Here is a 15,960-nt window from a genome sequence, read left to right as displayed (position 1 = left end):
GCGACTCACGCGAAGTGCTTGCGCAGCTCCCGGTTGAGGATCTTGCCGGTCGCGTTGCGCGGCAGCTCGTCCATGAAGACCACCTCGCGCGGGATGCAGTGGCGGGCCCGGTGGGTGCGCACCTGCTCCTTGACCGCGTCCTCGTCGAGGCACTGTCCTTCGACGAGGGCGATGAAGGCGACCAGCCGCTGCCCGAAGTCGGGATCCGGGACACCGATCACGGACACCTCGCGCACTGCGGGGTGCTCGGCGAGCAGCGATTCGACCTCGTTCGGATACACGTTCTCGCCACCGCTGACGATCATGTCGTCGTCACGGCCGTCGACGAAGTACAGGTCGCCGGCGACGTGGCCCACGTCGCCGGTGGAGACCAGACCGTTGATGAAGTCCTTGGACTTGCCCTCGTTGGTGTACCCGTCGAAGACGAGCTCGTTCCCCGCGAAGATGCGCCCCGTCTGCCCGGCAGGGACCTCGCGGCCGTCGTCGTCGAGGATCTTCACGACCGTGCCGAGCGGCGGGGTGCCGGCGGTGTTGGAGTCGCGGCGCATGTTCTCCGGCGTCGCGATGCACACCCAGGAGGCCTCGGTCGAGCCGTAGAGGTTGTAGAGCACGTCGCCGTAGGCGTCCATGAACTTCGTGGTGAAGCCGGAGGGGTAGGCCGACCCCGATGTCGCGACGACCCGCAGGTTCCGGCGGACCCTGGCCCCCGGGTCCTCCGGCAACTCCATCATCCGCTGGAGCATCACCGGGATGGCGAACATCGCCTGCGGTTGCTGCTCCTCCAGTGCCGTGCGGGCGGCCTCGGGCCGGAAGCGGCGCTGCAGGATGATCGTGGCGCGCAACGCCATCGACAGCTGCATCGCCGCGTAACCCCACGTGTGGAAGATCGGCGCGGAGATCAGGATCCGGTCGCCGGCGTGCAGGGGGATCCGGTCGATGACCGAGATCAGCGGGCCGAAACCGCCCGGGGTCTTGCGGGCAGCACCCTTGGGCGTGCCCGTCGTGCCGGAGGTGAGGATGATCGTCCTACCGCCGCGTGCGGGGACCCTCAGGTCGTCGGGGCGGGGCGCTTCCTCGACCCGGCGGGCCAGCTCCCCCTCAGTGACCTTCGCTACCGACTCAGGCAGGTGACCCACGATCTCGGCGAACTCGTCGTCGTGGATGAGCGCCTTGATCCCCTGCTGCTCGCAGACCTCGGCGAACTGCGGCCCGGACAGGCCCGTGTTGCCCAGGACGAGGTCGATACCGATCGCCGAGGTGGCGCACATGACCTCGATCGCCTGCACGTGGTTGCGCGCGAGCAGACCGACGCGGTCACCCGGCCTGAAGCCCAGCTCGGTGAGGATGACGCAGATCCTCTCGGAGTTGGCCAGCAGCTCGGCGTAGGTGGTGGCACCACGGGTCTCGTCGATGACGGCGACGGCCTTCGGCGAGCGGTTGGCTGCTTGGCGGAGCTCGCCGGCCAGGCCGAACCCCCACTTCTTCAGTGCGGCCAGCTGCTTGACCTGGTTGGTGGGCGGCCCCGGGGCGAGCATGCCCCGCTTGGCCATGGTCTTGGCGGCGGTCAGGGGACTTATGGACATGTCAGGCCTTCTGGGTATCGAACATGGAGAGGAAGGGCGAACTCCTCGGGACTCATGTCCTCGACGCTCGAGGGGTCCAGATCCATCCGGGCAGCTCCTTCGGTGCAGTGTGTCGCGACCATACCCGCGGGTAAATGAACCCCGCCATTGGTCAGGGCCGCACCGGCACGTGTGGCTGGTCACAGGCTCACGGGAGGACGTAACGTCAAGAACATGGCTGGATCGGAGCGCAGGCAGCGGGTGGCGGTCGCGGGGGCGAGCGGGCTCATCGGGTCGCAAGTGGTCGAGTTGGCGAGGTCCGCAGGCCACGAGGTGGTGCCACTCAGCCGGAGCCACGACGTGGACCTGACGCGACCGCAGGACCTCGCCGGAGCCCTGACGGGTGTTGATGCGATCGTCGACGTCACCCGTCCGTCGACCATGGACGAAGGGGAGGCCACCGAATTCTTCACCACGGTCGCCGTGAACCTCGGTCGGGCCGCGAGGGAGGCAGGCGTCCCGCGCACCGTGGTTCTCTCGATCGTCGGGATCGAGGAGGGTCAGGACTTCCCGTGGTACCGCGTCACCCTCGCCCACGAGCGTGCGGTGCGCGAGCACGCCCCGGGGGTACGGGTGCTGCGTGCGACGCAGTTCCACGAGTTCCCCGAGCAGGTCCTGGCGCGCTCCCGGGACGACGACGTCGCGCCGATCATGGACATGCCGACCCAGCCGGTCGCCTCGGTCGAGGTGGCCACCGTCCTGCTCGAGATGACCACCTCGGACGAAGGGGGCGACCACCAGATCGCCGGCCCCGCACCCGAGCGGCTGGTCGACCTCGTCACTCGGTTGTGCGAGCTGCGTGGCGACGACGTGCAGGTCGTGGCGGCTGCGGCGACGCCACAGGTGGCCGGGGGCTCGGCCCTTCCCGGCCCTGACGCCGAGTTGCGCGGCCCGGACTGGTGGACCTGGGCACAGGCCACCCACGGCCCACCTCCACCGGGCGCTGCCACTACTCGCCGCGAGCATCCTCGGTCGCAACGTGCAGCTCACCCAACGCACGAGCGCTGAGTGACGCAAGATCGTGCCCGGTCACCATCCCACGATCGGACAACACCCGCAGCGCCGCGTCACGCTCCCCCAGGAGCAACGCCCGGGACTCATCAGCCAAACCCTTGGTCGCAAGACGCGCCCGTCGCGACTCTGCCGGACTGGCAACGTGGGCGAGCGCGACAACGACACCCACCGCGATGACGATCCACACCGGGATGAGGAGAAGAGTCGCGTTACCCCTGAACTCATCGGTGTAGTCGTTCGCCAGCAACAGGGTGACCAGACCACACACGACGGCCAGCACCGCAAACACCAGGACAGCCGTACTGCGGCTCCGCTCTCGCCACCACTGAACCAGCATCCCCACCAAGAAAACCACGCCCACAATGAACGCGACCGCAGTCAGCGGGAAAGCCGAATCCACGTCGACCTCACCATCGCCCAGAATGCCGCGATACGTCGCACCACTGAACACAGCAGGACCGACGACAGGTGCGCAGGCCGCAAAACCGTAGGCAACGACGAACACCCCGTACAGCCCAAGGCCGCGGTCCTCATCCCACTTCAGCCGTGCCCCGTTGTCGGGGTGCTTCCACAGCACCACGTCCTCGAGGTCACGCAGACCGTGCTCGTCCTCGCTACCGACAGTGCGCGCCCACTCGACCGCATCCACGTACGACTCACCGCCGTGCGGCATGAGCATCCTCCGGCGCAACGTGCAGCTCGCCCAAGGGGCGAGCAGACAGCTCCTCCACCGAGCCGCCCTCCAGCAGGCCACGATCAGCCAACACCTGCAGCGCCTCGCGACGCACGTCCAGCAACATCGCCCGGTCCTCGCCTTCCAGTAGCGCAGTCTTGAGCCGAGGGCCGACTCGTACCCCGCGTGGACTCCTGTACTGATACACCAACGTCACCACCGACGCGACCAACACCGTCCACATCGGCGCCACATACAGCCCGATGCCCCCACTGAGCGAGTCCGCATTGCCGTAAGCCAGTGGCAGCGTCAGCACCGCGCACACCACATAGATCCAGCCAAGTGTCGTCGCACCCGAAACTCGATCATGATCCTCGCGCCATCTGACGTACAGATACCCAAGCACGAGCAGACCGTAGGCGAAGCACAGCGCCGTTACCGGATAAGCCCCACTGGCACTGAACTCGCGCTCCATCCCACGGTAAGACCCATTGGTGAAGGCAACCGGACCATAAATCGGGGCAACAGAAGCCAACCACAACAGGGGCACGAGGAGCATGAACCCGGCCTTGGCCAAAACCCACGGCAACGGCCCCCCGTTCCGCCTGAAACTGCTCCGCGTCGCCTCGCCCCAGTCGTACCTGTCGAAAGCTGCCGGAATCAGCAGCTCATCCTCCAGCTCGACCAAACCGTGCGAGTCCTCCCGAGAGACCTCCCCCGCCCAACCGAGAACGTCGCCCTTCTCATGCTCCATTGGTCCTCCCAAACCTGTCGGCAGCGGACAACAGGTAACTCACAACCGGCCACGGGACGAACGATGGACCGTTCTGCTGACACGAACTGACGGCGCAGGACCCTAGGACTTCTTCGCAGCAGCCTTCTTCGTCGCGGTCTTCTTGGCGGTTGTCTTCTTCGCCGTCGACTTCTTGGCGGTCTTCTTCGTCGACTTCTTGGCGCTCTTCTTGCGGGTGCTCGGACCCTTGGCGCGCTTGTCGGCGAGCAGCTCGAAGGCCCGTTCCTGGGTGATCGTCTCCGGGTCGTCCTCACGACGCAGCGTCGCGTTGGTCTCGCCGTCGGTGACGTAGGGACCGAAGCGGCCGTCCTTGACGATGACCTTCTTGCCGCTGGCCGGGTCCTCGTCGAATTCCTTCAGCGGGGGCTTGGCTGCGCGTCCGCGTCGCTTCGGCTGCGCGTAGAGGGCCTGCGCCTCCTCGAGGGTGATCGTGAAGATCTGCTCCTCGGTCTCCATCGAGCGGGAGTCCGTGCCCTTCTTCAGGTACGGGCCGTAGCGACCGTTCTGCGCGGTGACGTCGACCTCGACCCGGGTCTCGGTGCCGTCCTCGGCGGTCTTGGTCTCGGTGACGGTACCGACGACGCGGGGCAGCGAGAGCAGCTCCAGCGCGGTCGGCAGCTCGACGGTCGCCGGGTCCATCGTCTTGAAGAGCGAGGCCGTGCGGGGCTTGACCTTGGCCTTGCCCTTCTTGGGCGTGGCCTCGCTCTCCTCGAGCACTTCGGTGACGAAGGGCCCGTAGCGGCCGGTCTTGACGATGATGTCGCGCCCGGTCTCGGGGTCCTGCCCGAGGACGCGACCGTCGTCGGCTGCCTGGGCGAGCAGCTCGCGGGCCATCGCGGGTGTCATCTCGTCGGGGGCGACGTCGTCGTTGATGGTGGCGCGCTTGGGCTTCTTCTCGACCGCCGTGTCCTCGGAGACCTCGCCGGTCTTCGGGTCGACACCGGTGGGGATGGTCTCTTCGACGTAGGGGCCGTAGCGGCCGACGCGCACGACGACCCCGTCGCCGATGTCGATCGTCGAGATCGCGCGGGCATCGATGTCACCCAGGTCGGAGACGAGCGAGGCCAGACCCTCGGTGCCGCTGGCGTCGCCGTAGTAGAAGCGCTGCAGCCAGGCAGCGCGCTGCGCGGAGCCGGAAGCGATCTCGTCGAGGTCCTCCTCCATCGAGGCGGTGAAGTCGTAGTCGACCAGGCGGGTGAAGTGCACCTCCATCAGCCGGGTGACGGCGAAGGCGAGCCACGTCGGGACGAGCGCGGAGCCCTTCTTGCGCACGTACCCGCGGTCCTGGATCGTGCTGATCGTCGAGGCGTAGGTCGACGGGCGGCCGATCCCCTTCTCCTCCATGATCTTCACGAGCGAGGCCTCGGTGTAGCGGGCCGGCGGGGAGGTCTCGTGACCGGAGGCGGTGGCGTCGACGACGTCGAGGTTCGCACCCTCGGCGACCTTCGGCAGTCGGGCCTCGCCCCCCTTCGCTCCCTTGGTCTCCGGCTCGTCGGTGCCTTCCTCGTACGCGGCGAGGAAGCCCTTGAAGGTGATGACGGTGCCCGAGGCGGAGTACTCGGCGGTCTTGGCGACCTCGCAACCGCCGAGGTCGGCGGAGACCTTGATCGTCGCGGTCGAGCCCTTGGCGTCGGCCATCTGTGAGGCGATGGTGCGCTTCCAGATCAGCTCGTAGAGACGGAACTCGTCGCCGCGCAGCTCACCGGCGACCTGCGCCGGCGTACGGAACCTGTCGCCCGCGGGACGGATCGCCTCGTGCGCCTCCTGGGCGTTCTTGGCCTTCTTGCCGTACATCCGCGGCGACTCGGGCACGAAGTCCGCGCCGTACATGTCGCGGGCCTGTCCCCGGGCGGCGGAGACGGCCGCGCCCGACAGGTTGGTGCTGTCGGTACGCATGTAGGTGATGTACCCGTTCTCGTACAGCCGCTGGGCCACGCGCATGGCGTCCCGGGAGCCGAGGCCGAGCTTGCGTCCGGCCTCCTGCTGCAGCGTCGAGGTGGTGAAGGGGGCGTACGGGCGGCGGGTGTAGGGCTTCTCGGCCACCGAGCTGACCGTGGCGGTGGCGGCGATGGTCGCCTCGGCGACGGCCGTGGCCGCCCGCTCGTCGAGGTGGCGGGCCTTGCCCTTCAGGGCGCCGGTGTCGTCGAAGTCGCGGCCGGCGGCGACCTTCGTCCCGTCCAGCGACGACAGCCGGGCGGCGAAGGGAGCGGTGCCGGCAGAGAACTTCCCCTCGACGTCCCAGTAGGAGGCGACCCTGAAGGCCATCCGCTCACGCTCGCGCTCGACGACGATGCGGGTGGCGACGGACTGGACGCGGCCGGCGGACAGGCCCGCCTTGACCTTGCGCCACAGGACCGGAGAGACCTCGTAGCCGTAGAGGCGGTCGAGGATCCGGCGCGACTCCTGCGCGTCGACGAGGTGCAGGTCGAGCTCACGGGTGTCCTCGACGGCCCGCTGGATCGCTTCCTTGGTGATCTCGTGGAAGACCATCCGCTTGACCGGGACCTTGGGCTTGAGGGTCTCCAGGAGGTGCCAGGCGATCGCCTCGCCCTCGCGGTCCTCATCCGTGGCGAGGTAGAGGGTGTCGGCCTCCTTGAGCAGGCGCTTGAGCTCGGTGACCTTCTTCTTCTTGTCGGGGTCGACGACGTAGTAGGGCTCAAAGCCCTCCTCGATGTTGACCCCGAAGCGACCGAAGGGCCCCTTCTTCATCTCCGCGGGCATCTCCGACGGGGTCGGGATGTCGCGGATGTGCCCCACCGATGCCTCGACGACGAAGTCACCGCCGAGGTACCCCGCGATCGTCTTGGCCTTGGCTGGCGACTCGACGATGACGAGCTTGCTGGCCATGTGCGCCTCTTCTCCCGACCGCACGTGCAGCGGATTCGTCGCTGCCTCGACGTGCGGTCACTCTCGCGCAGACCGTACTACGCCCAGCCGACCGGGCTCGCCGCTCCCTGTGAGGACGGGGGTCGTTAGGCTCGGGTGCCAACCCGCTGGCCGGGCCATCCACCGGGGAGGACCCACGATGAAAAAACTGGCCACTGCCGTGTCGATCGGCGTCCTCACCCTCGGCCTGGGCGCATGCGGCGACGACAACGGCCCGGAGCAGACGGTCAAGACCTTCCACCAGGCCCTCCAGGAGGAGGACTACCCGGTCTTCTGCGACACCCTCGCCCCGGACCTGATCGAGCCGCTCGAGCAGGCGGCCGACGGTGCGAGCTGCGCGGAGGTCCTGGAGCAGAACAGCGACGACCTCTTCGACGATCTCGACCAGGACGCGGAGCTGGAGATCATCGAGACCACGGTCTCCCAGGACGGCACCGCCGCGACCGTCTCCTTCACCGTCGGGGACAACCCGCAGGAGGAGCTGTCGCTGGTGCAGGTCGACGACGAGTGGAAGATCGGCTCGCTGGATCCGGCGCAGGAGCCCGAGGGCTCCTGACCGGCCCGACGTCACTCGCTCGCTGCGAGCGCACGCGGGTCGAGCGGATCACTCTCGTCGTCCATCGGGGCGACGAACTGCGCCCGGAACAGGCGCGCATAGGCACCGTCGCGCTCGAGCAGGTAATCGTGCGATCCCTGCTCGACGATCCGACCGGACTCCATGACGAGGATCACGTCCGCGTCGCGGATCGTGGAGAGCCGGTGCGCGATGACGAAGGACGTGCGCTGCCCGCGCAGCGCCCGCATCGCGTCCTGGACGAGCTTCTCCGTGCGGGTGTCGACCGAGCTCGTGGCCTCGTCGAGGATGAGCAGGTCCGGGTCGGAGAGGAAGGCTCGCGCGATCGTGATCAGTTGCTTCTCCCCCGCGCTGATGTTGCTCGCTCCGTCGGTCAGGACGGTGTCGTAGCCGTCGGGAAGGGAGTGGACGAAGCGATCGACGAAGGTCGCCTCGGCCGCGGCGCGCACGTCCTTCCGGCCGGCACCCGGCCGGCCGTAGGCGATGTTCTCCCCGATCGTCCCGCCGAAGAGCCACGTGTCCTGCAGGACCATGCCGACGCGTGAGCGCAGGCCGGCCCGCGACATCTGGGTGATGTCGACGCCGTCGAGGGTGATGCGTCCGCCGTCGAGCTCGTAGAAGCGCAGCACGAGGTTGACCAGCGTTGTCTTGCCCGCACCGGTCGGGCCGACGATCGCCACCGTCTGGCCCGGCTCGACGTGCAGGTCGAGGTTCTCGATCAGCGGGGCGTGCGGTGAGTAGGAGAAGGAGACGTCCTCGAACTCCACGCGCCCGTCGGAGCGATCCGGCACGGCCGGCACCTGCGGGTCGGGTCGCTGCTCCGGAGCGTCGAGCACCTCGAAGACCCGCTCGGCCGAGGCCACCCCGGACTGGACGAGGTTGGCCATCGAGGCGAGCTGGGTGATCGGCATGGTGAACTGCCGCGAGTACTGGATGAAGGCGGTGACGCTGCCCAGGGTGAGCGCCCCGTCGGCCACTCGCAGGCCACCGACGACGGCGACGACCACATAGGTGATGTTCCCGACGAACATCATCACCGGCATGATCACGCCCGAGACGAACTGCGCACCGAAGGTCGCCCGCTGCAGCGCCTGGTTGCGCTCCTCGAACGTGGCGCCGACCTCCTCCTGCCGGCCGAAGACCTTGACCAGCTCGTGCCCGCTGAAGGTCTCCTCGACGATCGAGTTCACCTGGCCGGTGGTGGCCCACTGCTCCTTGAAGTGGCGCTGGCTGCGGGTACCGATGACCTTCGTCAGCCAGATCGAGACGGGGATGGTGACCAGGACGATGACCGCGAGCAGCGGCGAGATCGAGAACATCATCGCGAGCATCGCCACGACCATGACGATGTTGGTGAGCATCTGCCCCAGGGTCTGCTGCACCGACTGGGCGAGGTTGTCGATGTCATTGGTCACGCGGCTGAGCAACTCGCCGCGAGGCTGGGAGTCCAGGTAGGGCAACGGGAGCACGTGCAGCTTGTCCTCCACGGCCCGGCGCAGGTCCATGATGACCCGGTTCACGGCGACGACGACCAAGCGGTTCTGCACGAAGGACAGCAGGCCGGCCCCGGCGTACAGCGCGACGGCGATCAGGAGCACCCGGGCGATGGCGTCCATGTCCATCCCCTGGCCGGGAACGAGGTCGGGGATGCCGCTGACCATGTCGGCCATCTGGCCGTGCCCCGACTGCCGCAGCCCTTCGACCGCCTGCTCCTTCGTCGTCCCGGCCGGCAGGCGCTGGCCGACGACGCCGGCGAAGACGAGGTCGGTCGCCCGACCGAGGACGCGCGGGCCGATGGCCGTGAGCACGACACCGACGACGGCGAAGCCTGTCGCGAGCAGGATGACCGCCCGTTGCGGTCGCAGCAGCCCGATGAGTCGGCGGGCCGAGGCACCGAAGTTCGCAGCACTCTCGGTGGGCATCCCCAGGCCGGCGCCCGGGGGGCCGCCTCGGGGGCCGGGCTGTCGACGCGCGGCAGCGGCCTTCTCCTCCTCGGTGACCTCACTCATGCCGCGTCCTCGGTGGCCTGGGACTCGACGATCTCGAGGTACGTGTCGCAGTCGTCCATCAGCTCGCGGTGGGTGCCGTGCCCGACGACCCTCCCGTCCTCGAGGACGACGATCTGGTCGGCGTCCATGATCGAGGCGACCCGTTGGGCGACGACGATCACCGCCGCCTGTCGGGTCCATGGGCGAAGAGCGGCGCGCAGCCGGGCGTCGGTGGCGGCGTCGAGCGCGGAGAAGGAGTCGTCGAAGAGGTACACATCCGGTCGCCGCACGATCGCCCGGGCCATGGCCAGCCGCTGGCGCTGCCCCCCGGAGAGGTTGCCGCCGCCCTGGCCGACGGTGGTCTCCAGCCCTCCCTGGTCACGGACGAAGTCGGCGGCCTGGGCCACCGCAAGTGCGGCCCACAACTCCTCGTCGCTCGCCTCCGGTGCGCCGTGGCGCAGATTGCTCGCGATCGTGCCCGAGAAGAGGAAGGCCTGCTGCGGCACCAGGCCGATGCGCGCCCACACGTCGTCGAGGGCGACGTCGCGCACGTCGACCCCACCGAGCCGCACGACGCCGGAGGTGACGTCGTAGAGGCGGGGGACGAGTCCGACGAGGGTCGTCTTGCCGGCACCGGTCGAGCCGATGACGGCCGTGGTCGTCCCGGGACGGGCGAGCAGGTCGACCTCGTGCAGGACCGGCACCTCCGCCCCCGGGTAGGTGAAGGTGACCCGCTCGAGGCGCACGTCGAGCGGCCCCTCGGGCAGCCGGACCGCTTCACCCGGCTCGGCGACGCTGGAGCGGGTGTCGAGGACCTCGCCGATGCGACCCGAGGCCACGGCGGCGCGCGGGATCATCATCGTCATCATCGTGGCCATGACCACCGACATCAGGATCTGGGTCAGGTAGGCCATGAAGGCGGTGAGCGAGCCGACGCTCATCTGGCCGGCGTCGATGCGGTGCGCACCGAACCACACGACCGCGACCATCGAGAGGTTGAGCACCACCATCGCGAGGGGAAAGACGACAGCGAAGAGGTTGCCCACCCGCACTGCGGATGCGGTGTACCGGCGGTTGGCCACGGCGAACCGCTCCCGCTCCTGCCTCTCCCGGACGAAGGCGCGCACCACCCGCACTCCGGTGATCTGCTCGCGCAGGATGCGGTTGACCGCGTCGACACTGGCCTGCATCGTGCGGAACCCCGGAACCATGCGGGTGACGAGGAGCCCGACGCCGATGCCGAGGACCGGGACGGCGACGGCGACGAGCCACGCCAGTCCGCTGTCCTCCTGCAGCGCCATGATGATGCCGCCGACCATCATGATCGGCGCGCTGAGCATCGTCGCCAGAGAGAGGTTGGTCACCAGCTGGACCTGCTGCACGTCGTTGGTGCTGCGCGAGATCAGGGTCGGGGCACCGAACCGGCCCATCTCCTGGGCGCTGAACCTCCCGACGCGCGCGAAGAGGTCGGAGCGCACCTGCGCTGCCAACCCCGAGGAGCAGCGGGAGGCGATCCATGCGACCCCGATGGTTGCGAAGATCTGGACGAGGGAGACGCCGAGCATCACCGCACCGGCACGCAGGATGAATCCGGTGTCGCCGACCGCCACGCCCTCGTCGATGATCCGGCCGTTGAGGCTCGGCAGGGTCAAGGCGGCCAGGGTCGCGAGCAGCTGGAGGGTCATCAGGCCGACGAGCAGACCCCGCCGACGACCCAGGTGGGTGCGCCACAGTCGAATCAGCACGGTCGGTCCACCTCCAGCACGCCGTGGAGCACGACGTCGACGATCTGCCGGGGGGCCAACGGTGCACCGGCTGCGATGTGCGGGTGCACCCCCGAGAAGCAAAGCAGGCGCAGGTACTGCGCCACCTGCTCCGGCGGCACGGTGAGTCGATCCGCATCGGGCCCGATGATCTCGACGACGAGCCGGCCGACCTCGCTCCGCCAGTCCTGGTGCGGCGGGCGCACTCCCCGCTTCGGCCACTGTCCCCGGGCACCCTCGGGCGGCCGGCCGAGGCCGACCGCCGTCATCAGCTCGAAGGCACCACGGAAGCGCTCGAGAAAGGCCTCGACGACGACGAGAATGCGTTCCTCGAGAGGGGCATTCGGGTCGACCTCCTCGAGACGGCGCAGGAAGGGGGCCGGGTCGAAGGCGTCGGCGACGACGGCGTCGATGAGGGCGTCCTTGGTCGCGAAGACCCGGAAGAGTGTCCCCTCGGCGATCTCGGCTGCTGCGGCGACGTCCTTGGTCCGCACCGTCCGACCGTGCTCGACGACCAGCGGCCGCGCGGCGTCGAGCACGACACGGCGGCGTTCGTCAGGAGGGAGCGGTCTCGCACGTGGAGTCACGAATGACCATTCTAAGTGAGTGAGCACTCACTCACAATGTCGAGATATGTCGCGCGGCAACCGGGCTCCGGTCGAACGAGAAACAGCGGTTCCCGGGCCCCGCCAGCGCGAACTGCCGCACGACACACCCGGTCCGGGCGGCGCGTGACTCAGTCCGCGAGGAGGAGCCCGTCGGCGGCCAGCCCGCGCACGAGGGCGGCGCCCGACTCGAGTGCTTCCGGGGTCGGCTGGTCGAGCAGCCCGGAGATCGCGACGAGCGACTGACGCGCGGTCAGCTCGCCGTCGCACACCGAGACCAGGGCAGCGTCGAGCGTGTCGAGCCGCACGACGCGGCCCAGGCCTCCGCCCTGACGCAGCAGGATGACGTTCGGATCGGTGGCGCCGGGCTGCGCGTACGTCTCCGTCGTGACGTCCTCGGCGCACCGCCAAGCCGTGTCGAGCACCTCGTCGTCGGACATGCCGGCGAGCCGGTCGCGGATGGCCAGGCCCGCGGCGACGGCGGGGCCCATCGGCGATGCCACCGGGCCGGTCGCCTCCACGAGGTCGACGAAGGGGGCGCGCTCGCTCGTCGGTCGGTGCAGCGTGATGATCCCGAAGCCGATCTCGCTCACTCCCCGGTCCGCGAAATCGTCCAGCCACGCCCCCACGAGCGCCTCGTGCTCGGGGGTACCGGGGCGGTGGCCGCCGTCGCGTGCCCACAGCTCGGCATATTCCGCGGGGTCCTGCACGTCGCGTTGGACCACCCAGACATCCAGGCCGCTCTGCTCGACCCACTGGCCGACCCGCTCGCGCCAGTCCTGCCCGGCGACGGTCTCCCAGTTGCCGAGCAGCTGCGCGACCCCGCCCGGCGCGAGGTGGGCGCCGATCCCCTTCGTCAGGGCAGCGACGACACCGTCACCCGCGGCACCGCCGTCCCGGTACTCGTAGAGCGGCACGCCCTCGGCCCGCGGCGTGATGACGAAGGGGGGATTGCTGACGATGAGGTCGAAGGTCTCACCGGCCACGGGGTCGAGGAAGGAACCCGGGCGCAGGTCCCACTCGACGCCGTTGAGGACGGCGTTGAACTCGGCATAGCGCAGCGCGCGCTGCGACAGGTCGGTGGCGACGACCGTCTCGGCGTGCCCGGACAGGTGCAGCGCCTGCACGCCCGAGCCGGTGCCCAGGTCGAGCGCCCGGGCCACGGGAGTCCGGGGCGTCCACGAGGCCAGCGTCGTCGAGGCCCCGCCGATGCCCAGGACGTGGTCGACGGGCAGCGGCTCGCTGCGGGCGTGCTCGGTCGGGTCGGAGGCGACCCACCAGCAGTTGCCGAGATCGTCGCCGTAGGGGCGCAGGTCACAGGTGGCCACCAGGTGGGCGCCGTGCGGCTCGACGATCCGCAGCGCGATCGCACCGGTCACGCCCGTCCGCGGCAGCGCTGCCCCGAGTGTGTCGGCGGGGATGGGCAGTCCCAGCCCGAAGCAGCCGATGAGCACGCCGAGCGAGTCGTTCGCGCCGGCGACGGCCCGTCGCGCCGGCAGCGACTGCTCCCGACCGAGCGCGTCCGCCGCGAGGGCACCGAGGCGCTCCCGCACGGCGTCGACACGGAAGTCGGCCTCGGCCAGATCCTCCCGGAGGTGCTCGAGGAGGGCTGGGTCGATACGCAGGTTCGCCGAAGAGGTCACAGCACGAGCCTAGGCCCGCTCGCCCACAGGCTCCTCCTGCGTGTCGGAGATCGCGACATCATCACGCTTGGCGACCACGAGGGCGATGACCAGGACGAGGAGCGCGACCAGGGCGATCGTCCACCGGATCATCTGTGAGCCCGAGTCACCGAGGTAGAGGGTGACGATGGCCGGTGCGATGAGCACGGCAACGAGGTTCATCACCTTGATCAGCGGGTTGATCGCCGGTCCGGCGGTGTCCTTGAAGGGGTCGCCGACCGTGTCGCCGATGACTGCCGCCTCGTGCGCCGGCGAACCCTTGCCGCCGTGGCGCCCGTCCTCGACGATCTTCTTCGCGTTGTCCCAGGCACCACCGGAGTTGGCGAGGAAGACGGCCATGAGGGCGCCACAGGCGATCGCGCCGGCGAGGAACCCGGCGAGGGCGCCGATGCCCAGGCCGAACCCGACGACGACGGGGGTCAGTGCCGCGAGCAGACCGGGAGTCGCCAGCTTGGTCAACGAGTCGCGGGTGCAGATGTCGACGACGCTGGCGTAGTCCGGCTTCTCGGTGCCGGCCATGATCCCGGGTTGGTCGCGGAACTGGCGACGCACCTCGTGGACGATCGAGCCCGCCGCGACGGTCACCGCGTTGATCGCGAGCCCGGAGAAGAGGAAGACGACCGCGGCGCCGAGGAGCAGGCCGACGAGGACGCTCGGGGTGACGATCTGCGTGTTGACCATCTGCTCGAAGCCGGAGATCCGGTCCTGCGAGACCGCGCCCTCCTCGATCGTCTGGACGGTGGAGGTCCAGGCGTCGGTGTAGCTGCCGAAGAGCGCCGTGGCCGCGAGGACCGCAGTCGCGATGGCGATGCCCTTGGTGATCGCCTTGGTCGTGTTGCCGACGGCGTCGAGCTCGGTGAGGATCTGCGCGGCCTCCTCGTCGACATCGCCGGACATCTCGGCGATGCCCTGGGCGTTGTCGGAGACCGGGCCGAAGGTGTCCATCGCGACGATGACCCCGACCGTGGTCAGCAGGCCACAACCGGCGAGGGCGATGAAGAACAGCCCGAGGGTCACCGAGGAGCCACCGAGCAGGAAGGCCAGGTAGATGACGACGGCGATCGTGGTCACCTTGTAGACCGCGGACTCCAGGCCAAGGCTGATGCCGGAGAGGATGAAGGTCGCCGCGCCGGTCTCGGTCGTGCGGGCGACGTCCTCGGTCGGGCGCTTGTCGGTGCCGGTGTAGTGACCGGTCATGCGCAGGATGACGGCGGCCAGGACGATGCCGAGGATGACGGCCAGGAGCGCGGCCCGGCGGGGATCACCGATGAGGGCGTCGATGTCCTGGTCGGACGTGCCCAGCTGCGCGTAGCTGCCCGGGAGGTAGAGGTAGGCGGCAGCGGTGCAGAGCACGGCGGAGATGACCGCCGAGATGTAGAAGCCGCGGTTGATCGCGTCCAGGGCCGACTCGTCGGCCCGCGCCCGGGTGATGAAGATGCCGATCATGGCGGTCACGGCGCCGATGGCCGGGATGAGCAGCGGGAAGACCAGGCCGTAGGCACCGAAGGCCGCCGAGCCGAGGATCAGCGCGGCGACGAGCATGACGGCGTAGGACTCGAAGAGGTCGGCGGCCATGCCGGCGCAGTCGCCGACGTTGTCCCCGACGTTGTCGGCGATCGTCGCGGCGTTGCGCGGGTCGTCCTCGGGGATGCCGGCCTCGACCTTGCCGACGAGGTCGGCGCCGACGTCGGCGGCCTTGGTGAAGATCCCGCCGCCGACACGCATGAACATCGCGAGCAGCGCGGCACCGAAGCCGAAGCCCTCGAGAACGCGGGGCGCGTCACCGTGGTAGGCGAGGACGACGATCGCAACGCCGAGCAGGCCGAGTCCGACGGTGAACATCCCGACCGTGCCACCGGTGCGGAAAGCGATCCGGACGCCGTCGTCACGGCCCGTCGTGCGGGCCGCCTCGGCGACGCGGACGTTGGCCTTGACCGCCAGACTCATGCCCAGGTACCCGATGGCCGCGGAGAACACGGCGCCGAGGACGAAGAAGCCCGAGCGGCCCCAGCGCACGCCCGCCGAGTCGGCGGGGAGGAAGAGCAGCAGGATGAAGACGAGGACGACGAAGATCACGAGCGTCCTGAACTGCCGTCGCAGGTAGGCGTGGGCTCCCTCCTCGATCGCACCGGCGATCTCCTGCATGCGCTCGGTGCCGGCTCCCGCCGCGATCACCTGGCGCCGCAGGACGACACCCAGGACGAGGGCGATCAGCCCGATGACTGCGACACCGCTGATCAGGGTCAGGTTGGCACCGTCGAGATCGAGCGACGACGCTGCGGTCAGGGACACCTGCGTACCGGCCATGCCATCCTCCTTGATGGACGAGGGTCACGGCCGGGGCCACGTGTGACGGCGAC

11 protein-coding genes are annotated in these 15,960 nt (G+C 69.2%); 2 read left to right on the top strand and 9 right to left on the bottom strand.

The window, feature by feature from the left end; all coding sequences use genetic code 11:
* Positions 1-5 precede the first annotated feature (5 nt).
* Complete coding sequence (locus BJY20_RS10810; protein WP_185991530.1) at positions 6-1,583, bottom strand: AMP-binding protein; 1,578 nt, start codon at positions 1,581-1,583, stop codon at positions 6-8.
* Positions 1,584-1,796: 213 nt separating this feature from the next.
* On the opposite strand from BJY20_RS10810, the gene BJY20_RS10805 reads away from it, so the two are divergent.
* A complete protein-coding gene (locus BJY20_RS10805) occupies positions 1,797-2,630 on the top strand; it encodes an SDR family oxidoreductase (RefSeq protein WP_185991529.1) in 834 nt (277 codons plus the stop codon).
* On the opposite strand, the gene BJY20_RS10800 is transcribed toward BJY20_RS10805, so the two are convergent.
* The 3 genes from BJY20_RS10800 to topA form a co-directional block, all read right to left on the bottom strand.
* Positions 2,572-3,285, bottom strand: coding sequence for a hypothetical protein (locus tag BJY20_RS10800; RefSeq protein WP_185991528.1), 714 nt, complete (start codon positions 3,283-3,285; stop codon positions 2,572-2,574). The two genes, BJY20_RS10805 and BJY20_RS10800, sit on opposite strands and share 59 nt — an antisense overlap.
* Before the next feature lie 7 nt (positions 3,286-3,292).
* Positions 3,293-4,063 (bottom strand): hypothetical protein, encoded by a 771-nt coding sequence (locus tag BJY20_RS10795; RefSeq protein ID WP_185991527.1) that lies wholly within the window; start codon positions 4,061-4,063, stop codon positions 3,293-3,295.
* Between the two features lie 102 nt (positions 4,064-4,165).
* Positions 4,166-6,949: a type I DNA topoisomerase gene (gene topA, locus BJY20_RS10790; RefSeq protein ID WP_185991526.1), complete on the bottom strand. Its 2,784-nt coding sequence runs from the start codon at positions 6,947-6,949 to the stop codon at positions 4,166-4,168.
* Between the two features lie 178 nt (positions 6,950-7,127).
* Here topA and BJY20_RS10785 point away from each other — a divergent pair, with 178 nt between their 5' ends.
* Complete coding sequence (locus BJY20_RS10785) at positions 7,128-7,544, top strand: DUF4878 domain-containing protein (protein ID WP_185991525.1); 417 nt, start codon at positions 7,128-7,130, stop codon at positions 7,542-7,544.
* A gap of 11 nt (positions 7,545-7,555) precedes the next feature.
* Here BJY20_RS10785 and BJY20_RS10780 read toward each other — a convergent pair whose 3' ends face one another.
* The 5 genes from BJY20_RS10780 to BJY20_RS10760 form a co-directional block, all read right to left on the bottom strand.
* Positions 7,556-9,571 (bottom strand): ABC transporter ATP-binding protein, encoded by a 2,016-nt coding sequence (locus BJY20_RS10780; protein ID WP_185991524.1) that lies wholly within the window; start codon positions 9,569-9,571, stop codon positions 7,556-7,558.
* Complete coding sequence (locus BJY20_RS10775; protein ID WP_185991523.1) at positions 9,568-11,295, bottom strand: ABC transporter transmembrane domain-containing protein; 1,728 nt, start codon at positions 11,293-11,295, stop codon at positions 9,568-9,570. Before BJY20_RS10775 ends, BJY20_RS10780 begins: the two co-directional genes overlap by 4 nt.
* Positions 11,289-11,900 (bottom strand): TetR family transcriptional regulator, encoded by a 612-nt coding sequence (locus BJY20_RS10770; protein ID WP_185991522.1) that lies wholly within the window; start codon positions 11,898-11,900, stop codon positions 11,289-11,291. The genes BJY20_RS10775 and BJY20_RS10770 overlap by 7 nt, the downstream gene beginning before the upstream one ends.
* A 149-nt stretch (positions 11,901-12,049) precedes the next feature.
* On the bottom strand, positions 12,050-13,561 hold the full coding sequence (locus BJY20_RS10765) for a DUF7059 domain-containing protein (protein WP_185991521.1): 1,512 nt from the start codon (positions 13,559-13,561) through the stop codon (positions 12,050-12,052).
* 9 nt (positions 13,562-13,570) lie between these two features.
* Positions 13,571-15,907, bottom strand: a complete 2,337-nt coding sequence (locus tag BJY20_RS10760; protein WP_185991520.1) for a sodium-translocating pyrophosphatase — start codon at positions 15,905-15,907, stop codon at positions 13,571-13,573.
* Positions 15,908-15,960 lie beyond the last annotated feature (53 nt).

It is taken from the genome of Janibacter cremeus, from assembly GCF_013409205.1.
GTDB classification, from domain to species: domain Bacteria; phylum Actinomycetota; class Actinomycetes; order Actinomycetales; family Dermatophilaceae; genus Janibacter; species Janibacter cremeus.
This window is presented reverse-complemented; position numbering and strand designations above follow the sequence as displayed.